Here is a 22,034-nt window from a genome sequence, read left to right on the forward strand (position 1 = left end):
CGTCTATGTGGTGATTTCGGAAAAAATAAACTAAAAGGATCTGCCTTCTGTTGAGGCAGATCCTTTCGTATATGCTGTTTAGCGGCCTTTTTTAGAGTAGTTGATCAGATACTTGGCCAAAGCAATTAGGCCGAAGACTGCCAAAATGACTACGATGACCGTCATGATTGTAAACCAAGGCATTTTAATCACTCCCAATGTTAAATCCATAATATCTGTTACATATTATATTATCATTGCTTTTGTTTTTGCAATCGCTTTCCAAAGCTTTAGTAAAAAACAGGGGCATCTTCTTACTGAGAAGATACTCCTGTTTTACTTCTTATTTAAGCAAGCTCGCAGCTGCCTGGTCGGCAATCACCGTAACGTTCGGGTGCTTTTGCAGGACGCTGGCCGGGACATCCGCAGTCACTGGCCCGTTAACCATGGCCTTAATGGCCTTAGCCTTGCTTTCCCCCTTGGCCAAAAGGATGATCTCCTTAGCCGCCATGATATTGGCAATCCCCATGCAGATGGCGCTCTTTGGCACTTCATCAATGCTGTCGAAGAAGCGGGCGTTGGCCTTGATCGTACTTTCCGTCAAAGCAACTTCATGAGTCACGCTGTCAAACGGCGTCCCCGGTTCATTGAAGGCGATGTGCCCGTTTTGCCCGATCCCTAAGACCTGCAAGTCTACCGGGTTCTCTGCCAAAATCTGATTGTAGCGGCCGCACTCTGCCTGGATGTCCTTTGCCTGGCCGTCTGGCAGGTAAGAGCGCTTGAATGGCTTGTGCTGGAAGAGATGCTGGTTCATGAAGTAGTGGTAGCTCTGCGGGTTTTCCGGGCTAAGACCAACGTATTCATCCAAATTGACGCTGGTCATTTGACTGAAGTCGAGTTGGCTGGCCACAATCTCCTGGTAGAGCTCAACTGGTGAAGACCCGGTTGCCAAGCCTAAGGTCTTGGCCCCTTCGTCAACTGCCTTTGCCAAAAGGTCAAAGGCCTGCTTGCCTAATTCACTGGCATTTTTCACAACGATAACTTTCATGATAATCACGACTCCTTGATTTTTTACTCACTCATATTGGTATAGTCCATTCTAGTTCCGTGGAGATTTTTTGTCAAGGTATAGACCAATAAATCTTGGTAAAATCCAAGTTCTTTTTTCCAAAAATTGTTCCCTATGTACTATGCTTAGAGGGAAGAAGAAATAGAAAGAATAAAGCAAAACAGAAAAACAGGAAAACAGGAAATATATGGAGGCAAAAGCATGAAATACATGACCGTCAAAGGAGAAAAACTGAGCCAGTTGGGCCTGGGCACCTGGAACATGGGGGAAAATGCCAGCCGGCGGGAGGAGGAAATCGCGGCCATAAGGTACGGCTTGGCATCCGGGGTCAACGTGATCGATACTGCTGAAATGTACGGGGAAGGACAGGCTGAAAGCCTGGTCGGTGCAGCCATCAAGGACCTGGACCGGAGCAAGCTCTTCCTTATCTCCAAGTTCTACCCCTGGCATGCCAGTCCTGATGACCAGAAAAAAAGCCTGGCCGCCAGCTTAAAGCGGCTGGGGACAGACTATCTGGACCTATATCTTTTGCACTGGAAGAGCGATTATCCTTTGGCAGAAACCGTCAAGGGCCTGCAGGATTTGCAAAGAGCCGGCCTGATCCGCCACTGGGGCGTTTCCAACTTTGACACGGCTGACATGCAGGAGCTGGTAGATATCGCTGGAGAAGGGGCCGTTTTTGCCAATGAAGACCTCTATAATCTCGATAAGCGGGGCGTTGAATATGACCTTCTGCCTTGGCAAAAGCAGCACGACATTGCCTTTATTGGCTACTCACCCTTTAACTCCGGCGACGGACAATCCATCCCCGTTAAGGCCAGCTTAAAGCAGATCGCTGACGAGCGGGGCGTGTCCGTTCACCAAGTATTGCTGGCCTGGACCATGCGGACCGGGCAGGTCTTGACCATTCCCAAGGCCAGTTCAGTTGCCCACATGCGGGCCAACCTGGCCGCCGCTGACCTGGTCTTGACCGCCGGTGAACTGGCCGCCTTGGACCGGGATTACCTGCCACCGAAGAGCAAGCAGCCTTTGGAGAGCATTTAATTTTTTGCATACAGGAAGCAAAATTCCCGCGGAAAGCTGATAAATAAACGGATAACGGTTGACAGCGGCTAAAGAGAACACTATCATGCAGTTTGTAAAAATATCGGGAAAGAAAAGAGTGTAACTGCATGAAAAATAAAAAGAATATTGCTTATTTTATTTACGCTGTTTTAACAGCAGCGATTCTGGTCCTGGCCAGAAAGCATTTCGTTGAGCTGAAGGGGAGCAGCCTGGATCTGGCGAACACGGGCTATTATACCTACTCCGTCAGAGACCAGATTTTGTCCGGAGACCTGCTCTTCTTTGACTGGGTCAGCGTCATGCTGCCGCGGCTGGACCTGGCCGGGGTTGAGCCGCTCTTGCTGACCCGGCACTTGAGCCGGAAGCAGTTTACCCTGCTGCGGCTGAAGTGGTCCTGGCCCTACCTGGCCTGCCTGTTTGTGATCCATTTGATCTACTGGCCGGGCAGCTGGCTGGCCGCCGTATCCCTTATCCTGCTCTTTGCCGCGGCTGCCGGGATGACTCTCTACCAGCGCCGCTATTTAGGCGGGATCAAAGACAGCATCTGGGTCTTCGCGGTCTTCGCGCTTTTGCGCCTGCTGACGACATTGCTTTTTAAGATCTGAAAAAGCCTTACTCCACACGGAGCAAGGCTTTTCGCTTGCTTTAGTTTTTGACCATACCTTGCTTGTCGCGCTTGATCAAGCGCAAAACGCAGGCAAAAATCAAGAGGGTGAAGACGAAGAGGACGATGAAGGCGGCTTGTGAACCCATGACCACTTGCTTGCTCTGCCCCTGGTAAGGACTGCCGGCGATGGCAATGATCACGGACATGGCCGCGGTTCCAATTGAGCCGGAGTACTGCTGCAGCATGTTGAAGAGGGCGTTGCCGTCGGCGATATGCATGACTTCCAGCTGCTGCAGGCCGATCGTCATGGAGTTATTGTACATCATGCTGAAGCCGGTCATGAACATGACGTGGAAGATCACGATCAAGGCAATGGAGAGCTTTTGGGCAAAAATGATGTAGAGCAGGATGCCGGCCATGGCCAGGAAGCTGCCGATTAAGAAGAGCTTCTTGAAGCCCTGGCTGTCCAAGAGCCGGCCCATTACCGGCCCGAAGAAGGCTGACAAAAGGCTGCCCAGGAGCAGCAGCATCCCGCTGGTCAAGGCACTGGTCTTCAGACCCAGTTGCGCCAGGTTAGGGATGACGAAGGTCAAGCTGATCTGGATGAACTGCAGGAAAGTGTAGATGAGCAGGCCCAGGTTGAAGCTGGTATTTTTCAAAACAGCAATATTGATGATGTGGGCCTTGCCTTCCTGCTTGGCCAGCTTGAAGAAGATGACAAAGGAAATGACCGTGACCAAAAGCCCGCCCCAAACCAGCGGACTGGCAAAGCCGGAGCTTAAGTTGTTAACGGCCAGGGTCAAGGCAACCAGAGCCAGGACGATCAAGAGGTACTCGCTGAAGTTGAAGTGGTCCCGGTGAGCTTCATTGTCGCTCATGAAGCGGGCCGCGATGATGCAGAAGATGATGGTAATCGGCAGGGTAAAAATAAAGTTGAACCGCCAGTTAAGAGCTGCCAGGCAGATCCCCCCGTAGGTCGGCCCCAGTGACGGGGCCAGGGCGACGATCATGCCCGCTGTCCCGACGAAAGAGCCCTGCTTGGCCCGGGGCACCTCCAGCATGATGATTGAGAAGAGCAGGGGCATGGCGATCCCCGTCCCGATCCCTTGAATGACCCGGCCCAGCAGCATGACTGGCAAGGTATTGGACAGCATGCAGATCACCCCGCCGATGACTGAGGCCGTGCCCGCCGCGATGATCAAACTCTTGAACTTGAAGCTGCGCTGCAGGTAGGCCGCCAGAACGATCGTCAAGGTAACGGCCAGCAGGTAGGCCGTGGTAATCCACTGCACGTTGTTCAAAGACTGGTTGAAGACCTTCATCAGGGTTGGGAAGGTCACGTTCATTGACGTTTCGACCAAAACCCCGCTGCAGGCCACGCCCGCGGTCCCGATGATCGACCAGATCACGGAAGGGGCGACTTTTTCATGAGCTTCCATTAAATTCAAACCTCCAATAAAAAAAACTCCAATTCAGCGAATCCGGGCCCGAAAGGGTCTTTGGATTTAGCCAGAATTGGAGTCATACTCTAATATTCCAGTGAACCAAGCTCCACAAAGCTTGTTTTAAAAACTTGTCATTAATTTACTTTAGCATTTTTTCGGAAAAAATGTCAGTAAAAAACAGGGCCAAAGCCCTGTTTTCTTTATTTCGACTTGATGTAGTTTTGCCCGTCGGCAGCTGGCCCGACAGTCTTGCCGAAGAAGATCACCAGAACGATGATCGTCAAGACGTAAGGCGCGATCTGCAGGTAAACGGATGGCAGGCTGGAAATGCCTGGAATCTGGTCCCCGATGATACTCAAGCTTTGCGCGAAGCCAAAGAAGAGGGAGGACAGCATAGCGCCGATTGGGTTGTAGCGGCCGAAGATCATGGCCGCCAGGGCCATGAAACCTTGCCCGGCAATAGTGGAAACTGAGAAGTTCCCGGCAATTGCTTCAGCGAAGACGGCCCCGCCGATCCCGCCGAGGAAACCGGAGATCAAGACGCCAGCGTAACGCATCTTGTAGACGTTGATCCCCAAAGTGTCGGCAGCTTGCGGGTTTTCACCGCTGGACCGCAGGCGCAGGCCAAAGCGGGTCTTGTACAGTACCCAGTAGAGGAAGATGGACAAGATGATGGCCACCCAGGCAGGAGCTGAAGTGTTCTTGAAGAAGATTGGCCCGATAACCGGGATGTTGGCCAGGCCAGGGAAGGAGAAGTAGCCGAAGTTTTGGTTGATGTTTTCGGTCTGCCCCTTGTTGTAGATGGCCTTGACCAGGAAGACGGCCAATGGCGGCGCCATCAAGTTCAAGACCGTCCCGGAAATAACGTGGTCAGCCCGCCAGTTGACCGTGGCAACGGCGTGCAGCAGGGAGAAGATGATCCCGACAATCCCGCCCAAGAGGGCACCCAGCCATGGAGTAGCGGCGCCGAAGGTTGAGGCGAAGCTCAGGTTGAAGACGATGGAGGTGAAGGCCCCCATGGTCATGATCCCTTCCAAACCGACGTTGACGATCCCTGAGTTTTCACTGAAGGTCCCGCCCAAAGCGGTGAAAATCAAGGGAGCTGAATAAACTAAAGTTGATGAAACGATTAAGGCTAATACAGTCACGAAGTTCATTATGCTTCCCCTCCTTTTTGCTGGTCATTGGCGGCTTGCCGGCTGGCGGTTTCCGCCGTGGCAATATAGGTCGCGGTCTTGTCAGACTTCTTTTCCTTGAAAAGGAGGCCGACAGCCCAGCTGATGGCGACGAAGAAGATAATGGCAGCGATGACGATAGAAACGATTTCAAATGGAATCCCGGCTGCTGTCTGCATCCCCAGACCACCGATCTTCAAGATAGAGAAGAGCAGGGAAGCCAGCAGGATGCCGATGGCGCTCATGCCGCCCAAAAGGGCAACGGACATGCCGTCCCAGCCGATGTCCAGGGTAGTCGTTTGGGTGAAGTAGTTCTGGTAGGTCCCCAGACCTTGTACAACCCCGCCCAGGCCACAGAAGGCACCTGACAGGAGCATGGAGATGATGATGTTCTTCTTGTCGCTCATGCCGGCGTAACGGCTGGCGAATGGATTCAAACCAACCGCCTTGATTTCAAAGCCGACCGTGGTCTTCTTCATCAAGAACCAGAAGATGACCAGGGCAATGATGGCCAGGAAGATACCGCCGCTGATCCGGGAGTCGCCGAACATTTCGCTCAGCCACGGAATCCGCAGGCTGCCGTTGGCCCCAACTGACTTGGTGGTGTCGGTGTCAACGCGGAGGCTCTTGCTCATGACGTCCTGGTGCAGGTATTGGCAGAGGTAGAGGACGGTGTAGTTAAGCATGATGGTTGAGATAACTTCGTTGGTCCCGAAGTAGGCCCGCAGCCAGCCGGCAATCCCGGCAACCAAGGCACCGGCCAGGATGCCGGCGATGATTTCAAATGGCAAGAGGATGTAGACGGGCAGGCCCTTGAAGGCCAGGCCGATCCAGATGGCGGTCAGCCAGCCGGCTTGCGCCTGGCCCGGCAGACCGATGTTGAAGAAGCCAGCGGCTGAAGAGATCTGGAAGCCGATGGCGATAAAGATCAACGGGGTGGCGTTACGGATGGTTTCCCCGATCCCGTTGGCTGAGCCCAGGGCACTTTCAAACATTGAGCTGTAGGCCTGGAATGGGTCATAGCTCCAGACCAGCATGATGATGGCCCCGACTAAAAAGCCGGCAATAACAGAAACGATCGGCACTAAAAGCCGCTTGGCTTTAGGGCTCACCTTAATCATTAGCGGCAGCCTCCTTCTTGGTATTCTTCCCGGTCATAAGCAAACCGAGTTCAGTTTCACTAGTCTGGTCAGGCTTGACTTCACCTGATTCGGCCCCGTCGTGCAGGACGACGATCCGGTCAGACAGCTGCAGGATTTCGTCAAGTTCGTAGGAAACAAGGAGCACGGCCTTGCCGGCGTCTCTTTGCTTCAACAGCTGGCTGTGGATGTATTCGATGGCCCCGACGTCCAGGCCCCGGGTTGGCTGGAAGGCAATGATCAAGTCAGCGTCCCGGTCAAGTTCCCGGGCGATGATGGCCTTTTGCTGGTTACCACCGGACAGGTCGCTGGCTGGCAATTGTTCGCTGGTCGTGCGGACGTCGAACTTCTTGATCAGTTCCCGGGCGTGTTCCCGGATGGCCTTTTCGTTCATGATCCCGTGCTTGGAGTAAGGCTCCTTGTAGTAGGTCTGGATGGCAATGTTCTCAGACAAAGGCAGTTGCAGGATCAAGCCGTACTTTTGCCGGTCGGCAGGGATGTGGCCGACGCCGGCTTCCGTGATTTGGCGGACTGGCTTGTTGGTCAAATCCTGGCCGTTGATGACGACTTGGCCGCCTTCAACATGGCGCAGGCCAGTGATGGCTTCGACCAGTTCGTCCTGGCCGTTGCCGTCGATCCCGGCCAGACCAAGGATTTCCCCGCCGCGGATATTGAAGGAGAGACCCTTGACTGCTTCGGTCCCCCGGTCTTCGTTGACGTGCAGGTCCTTGACTTCCAGGATACTTTTGCCCAGATTGAGGGGAGCCTTGTCCAGCTTAAAGTTAACATGGTGGCCAACCATCATTTCGGCCAATTGTTCGTCATCTGCATCGGCAACGCTGACGGTTTGGATGGACTTACCAGCCCGGATGACGGTGACCCGGTCGGCACTTTCCTTGATTTCCTTCAGCTTGTGGGTGATCAAGATGATGGACTTGCCTTCCTTGGCCAGGTTCTTCATGATCTTGATGAATTCAGTGATTTCCTGCGGCGTCAAAACGGCAGTTGGTTCGTCGAAGATCAAGATGTCGGCTCCGCGGTAGAGGACCTTCAGAATTTCAACTCTTTGCTGCTGAGCGACGGTGATGTCAGAAATCTTAGCGTCAGGGTCGATGGCCAGGCCGTATTGCTTGGACAGGGCCAGGATCTTTTCTCTGGCGGTCTTGAAGTCCAGGGCCAGGCCCTTGGTGGTTTCGTGGCCTAAGATGATGTTCTCCAGGACAGTGAAGGCCTGGGCCAGCATAAAGTGCTGGTGCACCATCCCGATCCCCAGGCTGGTAGCGACGTTTGGGCCGGAGATGTTGACTTTCTCGCCCCGCACGTAGATTTCACCAGAGGTTGGTTCGAGCAGGCCGGAAAGAATACTCATTAAAGTAGACTTGCCGGCGCCGTTTTCGCCAAGAAGCGCCAGGATTTCGCCCTTGCGGAGCGTGAGGTTGATATCGTTGTTGGCTTTAAAACCGTTAAAGTCTTTCACGATATGGCGCATCTCAATGATGTTTTTGATCTCTTTTTCCATATGACAAAACTTTCTGTAATTACTTTTACAAAAAACACCCCGTAATATTGCGGAGTGTTTCAGATTGACTACTATATATTGTGCTACTTACTTGGAGCAGTTGCAACTTTAATTTTACCAGCCAGGATTTGCTTGCGGGCAGCTTGTACTGCCTTCCAGGTCTTGGCATCAAGGTTCCCCTTAGTGACAGAGACGCCATCGTGAGCTAAGCCGTAGGAAATTACCTTACCGCCAGGGAATTTGCCCTTGTAGGCTTTGTCAGCGATGTCCTTGCATGCGAAACGCAGCCCCTTTAATACGGAGGTCAGCGTGAAGTTGGCCTTCTTACCGTCTTTTGAAGTGTAGTTACCCAGGTTTGCCTGGTCAACGTCAACACCGATGACCCAGACCTTCTTGGCAGCCGTGGTTGCCTTGTTGCGGGTCTTGGCTTCGGTGAAGACACCGTTACCGGCGTTGCCGGCAGCTTGGTAGATGATGTCAGCGCCGTCAGTGTACATTGACTGGGCGATTGACTTGGCCTTGTCGGTTGAGGTGAAGTTGCCGATGTATTGGTCGTAAACGGTGATCTTCTTGCCTAAGGCCTTGGCACCATCCTTGACACCTTGCTTGAAGCCGGCTTCGAAGAGTTCCAGGACGCTGGACTTGGCCCCGCCGATGAAGCCGACCTTGTTAGTCTTGGTGGTGTAGGCAGCAGCCAGACCGCCAAGGTAAGAAGCTTCGTTGCTCTTGAAGGTAACTGAAGCAACGTTCTTGCGGCCAGTGATAACTGAGTCGATCAAGACGAAGTTCTTCTTAGGGTACTTCTTGGATGCGGCTTTAACTGAGTCAGTCAGCATATAGCCGACACCGTAGATGGTTTGGTAGCCGGCTTGGGCAGCTTGCGTCAGGTTAGGGGTGAAGTCAGCAGCAGATGATGATTCAAAGTACTGGTAACCGCCCTTGCCTTGCTTGAGGCCGTGTTCCTTGCCGTAGTCCTTGAAACCAGACCAAGCGGCTTGGTTGAAGGAGTGGTCGTCAACACCGTTACCGTCAGTGATCAAGGCGATACCGTGCTTGGTGTCCTTGTTGACGGAGGTGTTGGACTTCTTGCCGGAGCAGGCAGTCAATACAGCAGCGATTGACAGGGTGGCTGCCCCAGCGGCAACCAATTTCTTGTAATTAAAGCGCATAGCGAAATTACTTCTTTCTTTTTCTTCTTTTCTTTTTTATAGACGAACGATTATGTATTAAAGATAGCATTTAGTTTGGAAAAAAGCAAGAGGATAGATAGGCGAATATTCGTTTTTTTGGACGGATTTGGAGAAAAAATTTTTCAGAGGCTAAGAAAACGGTTGATTCACGAACAAAGCAGCAGCTTTGTATAGACCGGTTCCCGGACTGGGAAGTTTTAGGCAGTTGTGATACAATTAGTAGCAGATTAGAGAATCAGGAAAGTTAGCTAATCTAAGGCAGCCGCGAGGTTGCCTTTTTTGCTACAGTTTTAACAGTTAAGAAAAAGGCACCCATCGAATGATGAGTGCCTCTGTGTTCTTGGCAAAAATTAAAGAATCAGGAAAGTTAGTTAATTAGTTTTTACCAGGAAATTTCGTAGAGATTGTTGTACTTGGTATAAGGATCGCCGTTTGAATCTAATGCGTGATAGGCAACGGTGAGATAGACATGGTCTTCACCAATGACTTGCAAGCTTTCGACTTCAGAGTGGCAGCCCTTGTGGTCGATCTTACCCCAATCGCTCAAGTTGACGCTGATCCACTGGTCTGCAAAGGAGCGCTTGTTGGCTGGAATCTTGATGATCTGTTTGTGGTGGGTTGTCCATTTTTTGTTTTTATATTTTGGAGCCAATTGACTAGAGATATAGATGTTGCCGTAATCATCCATATCAAAACCTTGGTAAGAGTTGATCAAACTGCTTAAGTTAGGGTAGTAGAACGACTCAAGATAGGCGATGTTACCCATATTGACGTAGTTATTGCCATCGCTAAGTGAGGCAACTTGGTCCAGGGCCTTGTTGATCACATTCAGAGAGTAGATCGTGAAGTAGCCGTTGCCAGAATTGTCAATGGTTGCTAAGAGAAACTTTTGATGGTTTGGTGATACGGCGGCTTCCGCTCTGACAAAATTCTCCCCGGGATATGGATGACTGCCCGCACGGTTGAGGTAAGCCAAACGCGGAAAATCTAAATGACTGCTGTGGCTTCCTTTCTGTGCTTTAATATCGACACGGGCGATTTGCTTATCCCATTTGATATTAGTTTCTTTCCTCTTATATTTCTTAACACCGATAAACCATTTGTTCGCCATACCAGCATATTCCCAAGTTTGCGTGTGTCCCGCTGCGACATCGCTTAAGTGTAAGATGGTATCAGTCATATCACCCGTTTTACCGCGTACGACATAGGTGTCTTCTTGCTTGTTTCTCAACTGAAGACAATAAATGTAAGTTGAACCAACATTAGCTTTTTGAACGGCTGAATGATGGTGTGGATTCAGCTCTACTGTCTTCTTGAGCGAAATGCTTGTGGTTTCTTTAAACTTAACCATAAAAATTAGTCCTCCTATTTACAAATTTGTACATTGGCTTCTGCCAGGTACAATATGATTTTAGCACAAAGTTTTCACCTAGGCAACATATGTTCGAAAGAATAAAACAAGTCACGATAAGGTGACTTGCTAGTTATGGATCAGTTGTCTTGCTTACTCTTTTGTGCCTTAGCTTTCTCAGCTGTTTTATTACTTTCTTGCCAATTGATATCGAGTATGTTGATTCGATAGTTAGGATGGTTATCTTCTTCGATATCCCAAAAAAACATATCGCTATCTTTATCTCGTAAATCGCCCAAAAGGATATACGTTCCTGTGTAGCCATGACCGCTACCTTTTAAACGCGCATAGTATGGTTGGTCGGCATCCCGCCAAGGAGATCCATCATCAGCGGTGAATTGTCTAAGGCCGTCGACCATGACATAATCACCGTATTTATATTTCTTTTTAAGATTGGTGATCTTCTTGGTTTTGCTGTTAAATTTAAATGCGTATGTAGTTTCATCAATCATGGCTTTTTCGCCATTTGAATATTGAGAATGGTTGTTGATCTCTGAAACGTTTCTAGCTTTAATATAGGCTCCATGGCCAATGTAGTAAAAGTAGTGTCCATTGATTTTCTTATAAGGCAGCCAGTATTTTTTGTCAATTTCATAGGTATGATATTTTGTACTATGGAGGAAATAATAGCGGACGTCTTTGTTAGTCCGTACAATTCTGTTTCTGGTTGTGTAGACATAACTGTCCTTCTTTAGGTAACCGAGGGGACCATAAAGTCCGTTAAACCAAGGCATTCGGTTGCCATAACGGTCATAGACATAGCTGTTCCAATTTAACTTCAAAACGACTTGGCCTTTTAAGTAGGGCGTATCGTATGCGGCCTGCACAGTGTTTGCAATTAAAGTAGAAAATCCTAGTAGGGTAGCTAAAGCAAACAGTGTGTTACGTAGTCTTTTGAACATGATTGTCACCTCTTTTTGTAAAAGCGCTTTCTTAATATAATTATAACGCAAGGGCGAAGAAAAAAGGCACCCATCGAATGATGAGTACCTTTGTGTTCTTGGCAAAATTAACGAATCAGGAAAGTTAGTTAATTAGTTTTTACCAGTAAATTTCGTAGAGTTTGTTGTACGCAGTGCAAGGATCGCCGTTTGAATCTAATGCGTGATAGGCAACGGTGAGATAAACATGATCTTCATGTAAGCCTTCGACTTCAGAATGGTGGCCTTTATGGTCAATTTTGTCCCAATCGCTGAGTCAACCGGATAGAACAAATGGCGGAATATTTCCATGTTCCTAGCTCTGCTCTGATGCAAAAAAGAACATCCGGTGATGCGGCTGACAGTAGCAAAAAAGGCCCTGTCATTAAAGGCTTTGTAGACAATATTCCTATTATCGGCAATGTCGTAGACAGTGACAGGATCGATGCAAAAGAAAATATCCAAGGCTTCCGTTCAGCGCATTTTCCTAGTGGTAAACTACCTGTTGGCAAATTGGTAGCAGTTTGCTGTCAAGATGACGCAATGAAGCCTAAAATGCCTAAAGGAACAAGTGCTGTCGTCCTGCTTCGGGCAGAAATCAAAAGCGGTGATATTGTAGCCGTACTTTTGGAGGGGAAGAAGCAAAAACAGATAATATTGCGGCGAATCTCATACGATAAAGACAAGCTGATTCTCTGGCCTATGAACATTGACTTCGATCCAATTTTTCTTGATGAAGGCCAAGGAGACCAGATCTTAGGCAAGGTTATCCAGTACACTTGATTTAGCGGCGCTGACAGGAATAACAGTCAGCACCATTGCACTGTACGAAGCAGGCACATTTCCGATTCCTAAACACAACGAACTTCTGAAGAATATAACCAGTGATGATGCGTTTCTCAAGCAGATCATCACCAATAATTCCAAGTGCTTGACTAGTGAGCTTGTTTCTAAGATCCTAGATTATTTGCACAACCATTAATCCAATTACTTAACCAGACGCAAAACGAGATCTCTGTTCTAGAAATCTCGTTTTTTATCTATATTATATGTCATATGTAGCGATCACCCGTGTTGGTATATATGTTGCTTTACTTTTCACAGGCATCGCCGTATAATATATATAAGATTAGAAGGAGGAAAATATTATGGCTAGTTCACAAGTTAATTTCAAAATGGACTCTGAAGATAAAAAAGAAGTGACCGCCATTTTTAACTACTATGGCTTAGATTTATCTACTGGAATTAAAATGTATTTGAAGAAGGTTCAACACAGCTACTCTATCCCACTCGATTTGACTATGGAAGACACTGAACTTGGTCAAGCTATTAAAGATGCCAAGGAAGGAAACTTTGTTGGTGAATATGATTCCGTAGAAAGTTTCGTCAAGGCAATGAATGATGAAAATTAAGCCAACTAATCATTTTTATCGTGCTTATAAAGCATACAAGAAAAAGCATTATCAAATGTCATTGGTCGATGACTGTGTAGCTGCAATTGTCAAGAATGATACTGATTTCTTAAAGTCGCATAAAGATCATGTGCTAATCGGCGAACTGAGGGAACTACATGTCCATCGACAATACAATGATGATTGGTTGTTAATCTATCGCATAGACCAAACAACAGATGAAGTAGTATTAATTTTACTCGATCTGGGAGATCATGATTCCCTGTCTAGAAAAATACATACATAGAGTACAAGAGAAGATCCTAGATTAGTTGCACAACCATTAATACAATTACTTAACAGACGTAAAAACGAGATCCCTGTTTTAGAGATCTCGTTTTCTTTTTGCTATTTTGCATCCCCTACTAGTAGGCTGCTAATGGCATCTTTCCTACACAGGAGGGATGCTGTTTTTTATTTTCTTCTGCGTTCAAAAAACTCAAACCAAAACGGTTCTTCATCTTTGAGGACTGCTTTCTGTTCCACTGTTAGCTTATCGTAGTCAGTCCAAAGGTTATAAACTGTGCTATAAGAAATGTGGAAGAATGTGCGCTTGGTACCGGCTGGTCAGCATCTCTAAATTCATATCCATCCTCACAAGTAAATTGCCGTATGCCATCAACCGTTACATAATCACCGTCCTTGTATTTTTTACCAAGACTTTTGCTATTGAATATGAAAGGATATGTGATTTCAGCAACCATGGCTTTTTCACCATTTGAATATTGTGGCATATCGTTAATGAAAGAAACATTTCTTGCTTTGATGTAGGCGCCATAGCCAATGTAGTAGAAGTAGTGACCCTTAATTTTCTTATATGGCAGCCAATACGAAAAAAGGCACCCATCGATGATGAGTACCTTTGAAAAAATTGTTGTTTGAGATTACTTCAAGTCGCTTACGCTTTCAGCAACCTTAACCTTGCCGTTCAAGATTTGCTTGCGGGCTGCTTGAACCTTGCTCCAAGTCTTGGAGTCGATGTTGCCCTTGGTTACAGAAACACCGTTGCCTTCAAGAGTGTAGACAAAGTGCTTGCCGCCTGGGAACTTGCCTTGGTATGCCTTTTCAGCGATACGTTCAACAGCAACGTCCAGACCCTTCAGAACTGAAGTCAGAACGAAGTTGCTCTTCTTGCCGTCCTTGGAAGTGTAGCTACCCAGGTTTGATTGGTCAACGTCAACACCGATGACCCAAACCTTCTTGGAAGCCTTGCGGTTCTTGTTGATGTCCTTGGCTTCAGTGAAGACCCCGTTACCAGCGTTGCCGGCTGCGTGGTAAATAATGTCCGCGCCGCTGGCGTACATTGATTGAGCGATTGACTTGGCCTTGTCAGTTGAAGTGAAGTTACCGATGTATTGGTCATCAATCTTGATCTTCTTGCCCAAAGCCTTGGCACCTGCTTCAACACCTTGCTTAAAGCCGGCTTCGAACAGTTCCAGGGTAGCTGACTTGGCACCACCGATGTAACCTACGTGGTTGGTCTTGGTAGTGTAAGCAGCAGCGATACCTGCCAGGTATGATGCCTGGTTGCTTTCGAAGGTAACTGAAGCAACGTTCTTTTGGCCGCTGATCACGTCGTCGATGATCACGAAGTTCTTCTTAGGGTTCTTCTTGGCAGCGGACTTGATAGCGCTGGTCAGTTGGTAGCCAACACCGAAGATGGTTTCAAAGCCGGAGCTGGCAGCTTCGTTGGCATTAGGAGTAAAGTCGGCGGCTGATGAAGATTCAAAGTATTGGTAGCCACCCTTGCCTTGCTTCAGACCGTGCTTCTTACCGAAGACCTTGAAACCATTCCAGGCAGCTTCGTTGAAGGAGTGGTCGTCAATGGCGTTGTTGTCAGTGATAAGCGCGATGCTGTGCTTGGTGGTCTTAGTACCAGTTGAAGATGATGACTTCTTGCCTTGGCAGGCAGTCAGCAGAACTGAAACTGAAACAGCAGCAGTAGCGATGGTTGCTAACTTTTTAAATTTAGAAACAGACACGTGATTTCCTCCGTTACAACACGAATGTTTGTGTGACAATCGCGAAAGATGTTTATTTTTATCTTAGTTTATTATAGTGTAAAAACAGAAAAAAGCAACAATATAAGCGAAATTCCGAACTGTTTTTTGATAGCGGTTAACAAAAAAGCAAAACCTGGCTCTCGCAGGCTTTGCTTTCGCGGTTTATTTGAGCTTGAATTTAACCGTATTATCGTTCCAAATTGAGGTTTTGTATTGCAGCTGCAGCTTTTTGGCGGAAGTCTTTGCTTCGCCAACCAAATTTCCTGAAACTGAAGCGCCCTTGTCCAAGGAGCCGGCGTCCAGAGTGTTGTCAACATCCGTGTCAAATGCGTCGAGGTCGGTGTTGTTGCCGTCCGCGTTCAGCTTGAAGTCAAACGGATTGTAGTCCTGGCTTTCATCGGTGTGGTTGGTAATCGTAATATTGATGATCACGAACTGCTTTCCGCTGTCTGGCCGGTTGTATTCACTGCCTTGACTGAACTTGACACTGTTAACCTTGATTTCATATCCCTTGTAAGATGCTTTTTGGCCGACTGAGTAAACCTTGTTCAAAGGGTTGGCTTCAGCTTTTTTCTTAGAGCTGGTCTGGGACTTGGCGGCTGAGTCAGAGCTGCTGTCGCTTGACCCGCCAAGGGCCCCGCTTCCGAGGAAAACGACAGCCAGCACGACTAACAGCCAGAACCACCAGCGCTTATAGAACTTCTTCTTTTGTACGTACACATTCCCATTCTCATCTTTGATTTGCTTTGCCATGATTCCTATTCCTTCAAATTTTTTTACTCTCACATAAACCAGCGACAGTTTAAGTGTAGACTTTTAAAGAGAAGGATTGGTGGGCAGGCAGCCCACTAGAGGCCAAAAGATGAAATCGCTACCGATAAGGCGGCTAAAGCCGTGGTCAAAACCGTGGCCACGAGCAGGTAGCTGATGATGATCCCGCAGGCCCGGGTAAATTTGGACTTGGATGAATGGAAAAGGCACATGCTCTTGATATTGCGGTAGTTGCAGGCAAAAAGGACGATCAAGAAAAGAACCATGAAAAAGGACAGGCGGAGCAGGAAACTGTCAGCTGCTGAGTCGCTCTTGGCGTCCATACTAAAGGAACTAAACAGCAGCAATAAGTAGACACAAGCGGCTGTAAGCATGCGGGCGGGCTGATGGCTGCGGAAGCCTGGCAAAAGCCAGCTGGACCGGCCTAAGCCAGTAATCGCCTCCTTGAATTCCCGGGCACTTTGGTAGCGCTTCTGGCTGTTGATATGGGTAGCTTTTTCAATGATTTCCCGTTCTGGCCCTTTATAAAGGCGGACGCTGGGCAGGCAGCCGGTATAAAGGACGTTCATCAGCACCCCGACTGCATAGAAGTCGCTGGCTGGCCCGCTCTGGCTGAAGCCGAACTGTTCCGGGGCCGCGTAGCCCACTGACCCCAGGATGCGGGTGTCGCGGTCAGCGTCTTCCTGCATGTTCCGGGCGATATCGAAGTCGGCCAGAATCAGCTTTTTGCCATCATAAAAAATATTTTCCGGCTTGATATCCCGGTGAATGATCGGGGGCGTCTGCCTGTGCAAGACTTCCAGGACGTCCAAGAGCTGGCAAATCAAGTCATGGATTTCAGGGGAAGTGAGCTGGTGGTTCTCCAAGTACTGGTCGAGGCGGGGAGAAGTGATATATTCTTCAACGACGGTCAGGCGGTCGCTTTTTTCCAGGCAGACAATCTTGGGAATCGCAGTGTCCAGCTGGGCCAGCTGCTCATATAAAGGAGCGTATTCTAAAGGAAGAATTCGTTCGATGTAAGGAGTCGGGACCAGCTTTTCAACTTTGAAAATTGCCTTGTCATCCGTTACTTTAATCGGAATAGGATTTACATAGTCGCTTATTTTTCCTTGCTTCATCTTATATAAAATCTTTCTGCCATAATGGTAACAACGGGGGTAAAAAATGGAAACCGATAAATTGCTTGCTGCTTTAAAAGCAGACCATATTTCTAATGTACTAGATCAAGTGGCAGATTACAATTTTGCCGGCTACTTGAACAAGCTGATCGAAGACAAGGGGGTTAAGAAGAGTGACCTCTTCAATGAGGCCGCGATTGAGCGCAGCTATGGCTATCAGATCTTGAAAGGGCGGCGAATGCCGACGAGAAACAAGGTTTTGTCCCTGGCCCTCAGCTTGAAGCTGTCATTGAAAGAAACTAACCGTCTCTTGTCTTTGAGCGACAACGGGGCGCTTTATGCCAATGTGAAGCGGGATGCAGTCTTGATCTACTGCTTGGTCCGGGGGATGTCAGTGATTGATACTGACCAGCAGCTGGCCCAATATGGCTACCAGAGCTTGAACGAGGAGGAGTAAGGGGGTAAGATGTGGCAAAGATTAGTTGTTGGAGGAGGAAAGGGTGAAAATGGAAGAGCTGGTATTGATTGCTTTAGCCACTGTTTCAGCTTTGTTTGAGCTGACAAGTTTGGCTAGATTAATGCATGTAAGTTGGGAAAAAGAAGACCTGCTGACGACCGCGGGCTTGGGTGTCTTAACTTTTGAATTCATTTTCGCGAAAGAAGCAGACCAGCAGGTCGCCTTGTATCTGGCAAACATTGTTTTGCTGCTGTCGGCTTTTTACTTTTATCACCGGCAAAACTGGCAAATGCTTCTGTTTTATGGCTTGAGCGTGTCTTTGGCAAATCTGTTGCTTTTACAATCGTTTCTCAAAGCTGGAAGGGGCAGTCTGCTCCTGGTCTTGCTCACCTATGCTGTTCTGGCGCTAGTGGCAGAAGGCTGGCGGCGGCTGAATGAAAAAAGGCACAAGCAGCTGGATTATCTGTTGAAAATCTATCTGCTTTCTAGTCTTTTAGCTTGGGATTTTAGCTTGTGGCTTTTTGGCTGGTCAGAGGCCAGCCTTTTGATCTTGCTGCTTTTGCAGGGTTGCTTGACCCTGTTGGTTTTATTGGCCAACCAGCGGGACTATGAACGGCAGCTGGCTGACCAGGAAAGAGAGAATTTGCGCAGCTATCTGCAGAGCGTCAGAAATAGCGAGGAAGAATTGCGGCGCTTTAAGCATGACTATCAAAACATGCTGCGCAGCTTGGAGCTTTCTTTAAAGAATGACCAGGCTTCAGCGGCTTTGACCAGCTTGAAAAAGTATTCTGATGACATTTTGGAAAGAGAAGAGTTATGGCAGTTCAAGGACGTTGACCGGATTGCTGACCTGCAGCTGCAGAGCTTGGTGATCGCCAAGCTGCAGAAACTCCGCCGCTTGCAAATTCGCTATATTTTCGAAGCCCGGCAGATGATCGAAATACCAGCAGGGATTGATGTATATGATTTGATCAGAATCATTGGGATTGCTTTTGACAATGCTATTGAGGAAAGCCAGGCTTACCAAGCAAGTGGTCAGAGCCCTATTGTTGAGATTTTGTTTTATCGCGATCAGAGAAATTCCTTTGAATTTACCATAAAAAACAAGCTGCGAGACCAGCAAAAAGCTGATCTGCCGGCCTTTGGCCAAAAGAATTTTACCAGCAAGCAAGGGCATGCCGGTTTGGGTTTAAGCAATGTACAAGAACTGCAGAAGAAATACGCGAATTTGTTTGTTGAGTATCGAATTGAAGGAGACAAGTTCATTTTTGGGCTGACTGTCGCATAATTAGGGGGAAAGATGACTGAAATTTTGGTATGTGATGATGACCTGCTTCAGGCTCAGGCTTTGACAAAGGTCGTTAAATTAGCGGGAGAATTTTTAGCGGAGGATTACGGACAAAGCGTTTCTGTTTCAGCAATGGGATCCCCGCAAGAAGCTTTGGCTTACGCGGCTGACCGGCAGGTTCAGCGGGGAATCTACTTTCTGGATATTGAATTTGCCAAGTCAGAAATGGATGGCTTGGACTTGGCTGAAGAGCTCTTGCGTCTTGATTCACAGGGACAGATCATTTTTGTAACCACGCATTCGGAGTTGGCCTTACAGACTTTTCAGCGAAGAATCGGTACGCTGGACTATATCGTCAAAAATGCTGATTTGGACAGTCTGCAGGAGAGGGTTGTGGCGACTTTGCGCCTGGCAATGGAAAGATTGACGCAACTTAATTTGATTAAAAAGCAGACTTTTACCTATAAAGTCGGCCGGCAGCTTAGAAATATCAACACTGATGATGTCTACTACGTCGCGACGACGCCATTTCCACATAAGCTGCAGCTGGTCGCGAAAAATCTGCGGGCGGAGTTTGTCGGCAATCTTAAGCAGCTTGATCAGGAATGTGATTTTTTGCTGAAAATCTCCCAATCATGCTTAGTTAATCCGAAAAATATTGCTGAGATAGACTTGCGCGCCAGGACTATCTCTTTAGTTGACGGGGAGAGGCTGAAATACGCGCGCAGCTGCAGCCGTCAGCTGCGACAGCTGAAGCAGAATTGACCGCTTATGACGGATAAATAACTGGATTTGAATTTCTTGCCCTTCTTTTTTACGTTGAAACTATAATTCTGATTAGGCCGAAAGGATAGTTCGGATGTAAAGGTAGTTTCGCAAGGAGGAGCACATTATGAATTTGTTTAAAAAACTATTTTTTGTAGCATGTATAGGAGTATTTTTAGGGTGTATTAATACCACGGTTGTGCATGCAGATACTGAAAAGAATGATCAAGTTACTATAGATGATGTTCATAAAGCCGATGAGTACGTGAGCGTCAAAGGAAATCGGTTTGTATTCGATGAACAAAAAGCTAGGGAAAAGCTGTCTAGTGAAGATGTTAAAGTCATCAATGATCAAATAGCTAGAGTTAATCAACAGATTGCGTCGAATTCAATGAAAATTGATACGGAATCTAAAGAAATTTATACGCCTGTCAAGTATTTTTCTTTTGCAGTTCACAACAGTAATTACACGACTAAAACATTTTGGTGGGGAAAGAGATATTACTTTACTTCAAATGAAGCTGTGAAGAGAGGCGCCGCTCATTTCAGAAAGATTGCTAATGATCGTGGAAATGATTCCATCTTTTGGAGTGCAGTTGGCGATGCTGTTGCTTATATTTCACCATGGTATACGTTAGCAGCAAACTTGGCATCGTTGGGTGTTCAAGGTGTAGCAAACAGATTTAACCGTGCTGCATCAGACCTTGTTGCTTATAACAATAAGCACCGTAAGAATAGAATTTATCTGGACTTCAATTTTTCCTGTCAATATTCTTTGCACATTTTGAAGTAAAGGTGGAGGAAAGAAATGAATAGCTTGTTTTTGGTAAATTTGTTGATTGGCGGCGGGATGCTGCTGAGCGGCTTTAAGCAGCTGCCGGTGACTTTTAGCTGGCGGAAATTAGCGGTAATTTTTCTGGCAAGCGGGAGTCTGCTCCTAGTTGAAGGGGTACTAATCAGAAAGGAATTTGAAACGGCGCTGGTACTTTTTGTGATTGCGGCTCTCTATTTGCTGCTGGGTCTTGCTGGCCTGGTCATGATATTTGTTAACAAAGACCACCGACGTTTCACGAGTGCAGATTGGCGCGATTTCGCGGCCGTCTTGATCATCAGTGCCTTGCTGGCCTTCTACTTTTTGCGGGATGCGACTTTTAATTTATCCAGCATGCTGCTGCCAGAGGCAATGTTTCTCGCTGGCCTGGTCTTGGTCACTTGGGCCGTTAAAGCTGGGAGAAAAGCTTAATAGATGAAAAAGTGCTGAGCTTCTGCCCAGCACTTTTTATATCCAATTTATAGAAAAAATACCATTTAAGCGAAAAAGGAGTATACTTTCAGTAAAGAATGAAAAGTGAAAACAAGGTGAATGAACAATGAAAAAAGAAATTCCGACCCTGCCCTTTAATTCCTCGCAAGGAATGATCATGTTGGCCGCCAGCATCTATAGCGTGGCCCTGTCCTTCATAGTCCAGGAGTACGTCTCCAGCCCCGCGGTCAACAGTTTGGTCAACAACATCAGCGTTGCCGTGAGCGTAGCCTTTGCCTTGGCTATCGGCAGCTTCGTTGACCAGCATGGTGCCTGGCGGATTCTCTTTTTCACCACCTTGCTTTCTGGAATAGCCTGCCTGCTTCCGCCACTGATTTTTGACCTGGACAAGGCGGCCTTCATCGGCGTCTTGATTGTTGTCGACATTGTTATTTCTGTTATCAGTGAGTTCGACAACGCCGCCAGAACCGTCTATATCGTCCGCAAGGAGAACCGGGAGGCCATCCCCTTGGTGCAGCAGGGGATCAGCTCGCTGAACTCTATCGCTTCAATTGTCGGTTATCTGCTGGTTTTCGTGACCCTCAGCTTTGTGGCTTTGCCCAACTATCTCTACCTTTGTGTTGCCCTTTACCTGCTGGCCCTCTTAATCTGGCTGCGGGTACCGGCTGACCAGGTTGCTGTTGACTCTAAGCCCAGCTTCAGCTTTTCCATCCTGGTCCGCGACATCCGTGAATCAGTCAGCATCGTCTTTAAAAAAGGTATCGCCTTGATCTTTGCTGCTGAAGTCCTGTTTACCTGCCGGAACCAACTGGTCATGAGCCTGGTAATCTTAAAAATCGGCCGCTATGATCCCAAATTCAAGTCGATCCTGGTGATTGGCCTGGGCATCATCTTGGCCGTGGCTGTTGGTGCTGGCCTCAACCGGGCTGTGGTCAGCCTGCCTGCTGGTCTTAAAAAGCTCTCTGTCCTTGCCTTGATCGTCCTTTCTGCCGGGGCAACCTACCTAAGCGGCGGGGCAGGCCGCCAACTTTCTCCCTTTGTTTTCGGCCTCCTGCTTGGCAGCATTTTTGGTACCGGCATCCCCGTCTACACCTACCTGGAAACCAGCCGGATCATGAAAACTCCCGCCGCCTACCAGGGACGGAGCACGGCCCTGCTCTGCTTCGTGGGCATCTTTTTGACCTTGATCATGGCCCTGGTCCTGGGCTTCTTTGAAGGCCGGGTAAAGAGCAGTGTGGCCCTCTACTTCTCAGCTGGCGCCATTATCCTCCTCGTGATCTTCTGCCTGGTCTTGCTCCAGTCTGGCCGCGAAAAAAACGCCTGATACGCAAAAAAGAGTCTGGGAAAAAACTGGACTTTAGATAATTGAAAAAGGTGAAACTCGATGTAATATTTCGA

Annotated in this window: 23 protein-coding genes; 11 read left to right on the plus strand and 12 right to left on the minus strand. The window is 47.9% G+C overall.

Features of this window, described 5'->3' with window-relative positions:
* Positions 1 to 322: 322 nt before the first annotated feature.
* Complete coding sequence (gene nagB / locus ACLUXO_RS04830; RefSeq protein ID WP_412136553.1) at positions 323 to 1,027, minus strand: glucosamine-6-phosphate deaminase; 705 nt, start codon at positions 1,025 to 1,027, stop codon at positions 323 to 325.
* Positions 1,028 to 1,249: 222 nt separating this feature from the next.
* Between nagB and ACLUXO_RS04835 the strand changes: the two genes are divergently transcribed.
* Both ACLUXO_RS04835 and ACLUXO_RS04840 read left to right on the plus strand, forming a co-directional pair.
* Positions 1,250 to 2,092: an aldo/keto reductase gene (locus ACLUXO_RS04835; RefSeq protein WP_412136554.1), complete on the plus strand. Its 843-nt coding sequence runs from the start codon at positions 1,250 to 1,252 to the stop codon at positions 2,090 to 2,092.
* A gap of 128 nt (positions 2,093 to 2,220) precedes the next feature.
* Positions 2,221 to 2,718: a hypothetical protein gene (locus tag ACLUXO_RS04840; protein ID WP_412136555.1), complete on the plus strand. Its 498-nt coding sequence runs from the start codon at positions 2,221 to 2,223 to the stop codon at positions 2,716 to 2,718.
* 40 nt (positions 2,719 to 2,758) lie between these two features.
* Here ACLUXO_RS04840 and ACLUXO_RS04845 read toward each other — a convergent pair whose 3' ends face one another.
* From ACLUXO_RS04845 to ACLUXO_RS04875, 7 genes are all read right to left on the minus strand, one after another.
* Entirely contained in the window at positions 2,759 to 4,159 is a 1,401-nt protein-coding gene (locus ACLUXO_RS04845; RefSeq protein WP_412136556.1) for an MFS transporter, read from the minus strand.
* 206 nt (positions 4,160 to 4,365) lie between these two features.
* Positions 4,366 to 5,322 carry an ABC transporter permease gene (locus tag ACLUXO_RS04850; protein ID WP_412136557.1) on the minus strand — a complete coding sequence of 319 codons (957 nt, stop codon included), beginning with the start codon at positions 5,320 to 5,322 and terminating at the stop codon, positions 4,366 to 4,368.
* A complete protein-coding gene (locus tag ACLUXO_RS04855) occupies positions 5,322 to 6,461 on the minus strand; it encodes an ABC transporter permease (protein ID WP_412136558.1) in 1,140 nt (379 codons plus the stop codon). The genes ACLUXO_RS04850 and ACLUXO_RS04855 overlap by 1 nt, the downstream gene beginning before the upstream one ends.
* Positions 6,454 to 7,998, minus strand: a complete 1,545-nt coding sequence (locus tag ACLUXO_RS04860; protein WP_412136559.1) for an ABC transporter ATP-binding protein — start codon at positions 7,996 to 7,998, stop codon at positions 6,454 to 6,456. Before ACLUXO_RS04860 ends, ACLUXO_RS04855 begins: the two co-directional genes overlap by 8 nt.
* Positions 7,999 to 8,081: 83 nt before the next feature.
* Positions 8,082 to 9,167: a BMP family lipoprotein gene (locus ACLUXO_RS04865; RefSeq protein WP_236155175.1), complete on the minus strand. Its 1,086-nt coding sequence runs from the start codon at positions 9,165 to 9,167 to the stop codon at positions 8,082 to 8,084.
* 403 nt (positions 9,168 to 9,570) lie between these two features.
* Positions 9,571 to 10,539: a helveticin J family class III bacteriocin gene (locus tag ACLUXO_RS04870; RefSeq protein ID WP_412136560.1), complete on the minus strand. Its 969-nt coding sequence runs from the start codon at positions 10,537 to 10,539 to the stop codon at positions 9,571 to 9,573.
* Positions 10,540 to 10,679: 140 nt separating this feature from the next.
* The gene (locus tag ACLUXO_RS04875; RefSeq protein WP_412136561.1) at positions 10,680 to 11,501 is read right to left on the minus strand and encodes a hypothetical protein; all 822 of its coding nucleotides are present in this window, start codon (positions 11,499 to 11,501) and stop codon (positions 10,680 to 10,682) included.
* Positions 11,502 to 11,813: 312 nt separating this feature from the next.
* Here ACLUXO_RS04875 and ACLUXO_RS04880 point away from each other — a divergent pair, with 312 nt between their 5' ends.
* From ACLUXO_RS04880 to ACLUXO_RS04890, 3 genes are all read left to right on the plus strand, one after another.
* Entirely contained in the window at positions 11,814 to 12,302 is a 489-nt protein-coding gene (locus ACLUXO_RS04880) for a S24 family peptidase (RefSeq protein WP_412136562.1), read from the plus strand.
* A gap of 365 nt (positions 12,303 to 12,667) precedes the next feature.
* A complete protein-coding gene (locus ACLUXO_RS04885) occupies positions 12,668 to 12,931 on the plus strand; it encodes a type II toxin-antitoxin system RelB/DinJ family antitoxin (protein WP_412136563.1) in 264 nt (87 codons plus the stop codon).
* Positions 12,918 to 13,217, plus strand: coding sequence for a type II toxin-antitoxin system RelE/ParE family toxin (locus tag ACLUXO_RS04890; protein ID WP_412136564.1), 300 nt, complete (start codon positions 12,918 to 12,920; stop codon positions 13,215 to 13,217). Before ACLUXO_RS04885 ends, ACLUXO_RS04890 begins: the two co-directional genes overlap by 14 nt.
* Before the next feature lie 167 nt (positions 13,218 to 13,384).
* Here the strand turns inward: ACLUXO_RS04890 and ACLUXO_RS10500 are convergent, their stop codons facing one another.
* The 4 genes from ACLUXO_RS10500 to ACLUXO_RS04905 form a co-directional block, all read right to left on the minus strand.
* The gene (locus ACLUXO_RS10500) at positions 13,385 to 13,507 is read right to left on the minus strand and encodes a DUF7675 family protein (RefSeq protein ID WP_459539848.1); all 123 of its coding nucleotides are present in this window, start codon (positions 13,505 to 13,507) and stop codon (positions 13,385 to 13,387) included.
* Between the two features lie 347 nt (positions 13,508 to 13,854).
* Positions 13,855 to 14,952 (minus strand): BMP family lipoprotein, encoded by a 1,098-nt coding sequence (locus ACLUXO_RS04895; protein ID WP_412136565.1) that lies wholly within the window; start codon positions 14,950 to 14,952, stop codon positions 13,855 to 13,857.
* 183 nt (positions 14,953 to 15,135) lie between these two features.
* Positions 15,136 to 15,726 (minus strand): DUF4352 domain-containing protein, encoded by a 591-nt coding sequence (locus tag ACLUXO_RS04900; protein ID WP_412136566.1) that lies wholly within the window; start codon positions 15,724 to 15,726, stop codon positions 15,136 to 15,138.
* A 95-nt stretch (positions 15,727 to 15,821) separates the two neighbouring features.
* A complete protein-coding gene (locus tag ACLUXO_RS04905) occupies positions 15,822 to 16,862 on the minus strand; it encodes a serine/threonine protein kinase (RefSeq protein ID WP_412136567.1) in 1,041 nt (346 codons plus the stop codon).
* A 46-nt stretch (positions 16,863 to 16,908) separates the two neighbouring features.
* Between ACLUXO_RS04905 and ACLUXO_RS04910 the strand changes: the two genes are divergently transcribed.
* The 6 genes from ACLUXO_RS04910 (at position 16,909) to ACLUXO_RS04935 (ending at position 21,960) form a co-directional block, all read left to right on the plus strand.
* On the plus strand, positions 16,909 to 17,319 hold the full coding sequence (locus tag ACLUXO_RS04910) for a hypothetical protein (protein ID WP_412136568.1): 411 nt from the start codon (positions 16,909 to 16,911) through the stop codon (positions 17,317 to 17,319).
* A 49-nt stretch (positions 17,320 to 17,368) separates the two neighbouring features.
* A complete protein-coding gene (locus ACLUXO_RS04915; protein ID WP_412136589.1) occupies positions 17,369 to 18,607 on the plus strand; it encodes a GHKL domain-containing protein in 1,239 nt (412 codons plus the stop codon).
* Between the two features lie 12 nt (positions 18,608 to 18,619).
* Positions 18,620 to 19,372, plus strand: a complete 753-nt coding sequence (locus tag ACLUXO_RS04920; protein ID WP_412136569.1) for a LytR/AlgR family response regulator transcription factor — start codon at positions 18,620 to 18,622, stop codon at positions 19,370 to 19,372.
* A 127-nt stretch (positions 19,373 to 19,499) separates the two neighbouring features.
* A complete protein-coding gene (locus ACLUXO_RS04925) occupies positions 19,500 to 20,165 on the plus strand; it encodes a hypothetical protein (RefSeq protein ID WP_412136570.1) in 666 nt (221 codons plus the stop codon).
* Between the two features lie 15 nt (positions 20,166 to 20,180).
* Positions 20,181 to 20,615, plus strand: coding sequence for a hypothetical protein (locus tag ACLUXO_RS04930; protein ID WP_412136571.1), 435 nt, complete (start codon positions 20,181 to 20,183; stop codon positions 20,613 to 20,615).
* Between the two features lie 127 nt (positions 20,616 to 20,742).
* Complete coding sequence (locus tag ACLUXO_RS04935) at positions 20,743 to 21,960, plus strand: MFS transporter (RefSeq protein WP_412136572.1); 1,218 nt, start codon at positions 20,743 to 20,745, stop codon at positions 21,958 to 21,960.
* The last annotated feature ends 74 nt before the right edge of the window (positions 21,961 to 22,034 follow it).

Source organism: Lactobacillus delbrueckii subsp. bulgaricus, assembly GCF_046938665.1.
GTDB classification, from domain to species: domain Bacteria; phylum Bacillota; class Bacilli; order Lactobacillales; family Lactobacillaceae; genus Lactobacillus; species Lactobacillus delbrueckii_C.

Bases quoted from the DNA above. Each gene is read 5' to 3' on its own strand.
- nagB (WP_412136553.1), bottom strand. From the start codon at position 1,027: ATGAAAGTTATCGTTGTGAAAAATGCCAGTGAATTAGGCAAGCAGGCC.
- ACLUXO_RS04835 (WP_412136554.1), top strand. From the start codon at position 1,250: ATGAAATACATGACCGTCAAAGGAGAAAAACTGAGCCAGTTGGGCCTG.
- ACLUXO_RS04840 (WP_412136555.1), top strand. From the start codon at position 2,221: ATGAAAAATAAAAAGAATATTGCTTATTTTATTTACGCTGTTTTAACA.
- ACLUXO_RS04845 (WP_412136556.1), bottom strand. From the start codon at position 4,159: ATGGAAGCTCATGAAAAAGTCGCCCCTTCCGTGATCTGGTCGATCATC.
- ACLUXO_RS04850 (WP_412136557.1), bottom strand. From the start codon at position 5,322: ATGAACTTCGTGACTGTATTAGCCTTAATCGTTTCATCAACTTTAGTT.
- ACLUXO_RS04855 (WP_412136558.1), bottom strand. From the start codon at position 6,461: ATGATTAAGGTGAGCCCTAAAGCCAAGCGGCTTTTAGTGCCGATCGTT.
- ACLUXO_RS04860 (WP_412136559.1), bottom strand. From the start codon at position 7,998: ATGGAAAAAGAGATCAAAAACATCATTGAGATGCGCCATATCGTGAAA.
- ACLUXO_RS04865 (WP_236155175.1), bottom strand. From the start codon at position 9,167: ATGCGCTTTAATTACAAGAAATTGGTTGCCGCTGGGGCAGCCACCCTG.
- ACLUXO_RS04870 (WP_412136560.1), bottom strand. From the start codon at position 10,539: ATGGTTAAGTTTAAAGAAACCACAAGCATTTCGCTCAAGAAGACAGTA.
- ACLUXO_RS04875 (WP_412136561.1), bottom strand. From the start codon at position 11,501: ATGTTCAAAAGACTACGTAACACACTGTTTGCTTTAGCTACCCTACTA.
- ACLUXO_RS04880 (WP_412136562.1), top strand. From the start codon at position 11,814: ATGGCGGAATATTTCCATGTTCCTAGCTCTGCTCTGATGCAAAAAAGA.
- ACLUXO_RS04885 (WP_412136563.1), top strand. From the start codon at position 12,668: ATGGCTAGTTCACAAGTTAATTTCAAAATGGACTCTGAAGATAAAAAA.
- ACLUXO_RS04890 (WP_412136564.1), top strand. From the start codon at position 12,918: ATGATGAAAATTAAGCCAACTAATCATTTTTATCGTGCTTATAAAGCA.
- ACLUXO_RS04900 (WP_412136566.1), bottom strand. From the start codon at position 15,726: ATGGCAAAGCAAATCAAAGATGAGAATGGGAATGTGTACGTACAAAAG.
- ACLUXO_RS04905 (WP_412136567.1), bottom strand. From the start codon at position 16,862: ATGAAGCAAGGAAAAATAAGCGACTATGTAAATCCTATTCCGATTAAA.
- ACLUXO_RS04910 (WP_412136568.1), top strand. From the start codon at position 16,909: ATGGAAACCGATAAATTGCTTGCTGCTTTAAAAGCAGACCATATTTCT.
- ACLUXO_RS04915 (WP_412136589.1), top strand. From the start codon at position 17,369: ATGGAAGAGCTGGTATTGATTGCTTTAGCCACTGTTTCAGCTTTGTTT.
- ACLUXO_RS04920 (WP_412136569.1), top strand. From the start codon at position 18,620: ATGACTGAAATTTTGGTATGTGATGATGACCTGCTTCAGGCTCAGGCT.
- ACLUXO_RS04925 (WP_412136570.1), top strand. From the start codon at position 19,500: ATGAATTTGTTTAAAAAACTATTTTTTGTAGCATGTATAGGAGTATTT.
- ACLUXO_RS04930 (WP_412136571.1), top strand. From the start codon at position 20,181: ATGAATAGCTTGTTTTTGGTAAATTTGTTGATTGGCGGCGGGATGCTG.
- ACLUXO_RS04935 (WP_412136572.1), top strand. From the start codon at position 20,743: ATGAAAAAAGAAATTCCGACCCTGCCCTTTAATTCCTCGCAAGGAATG.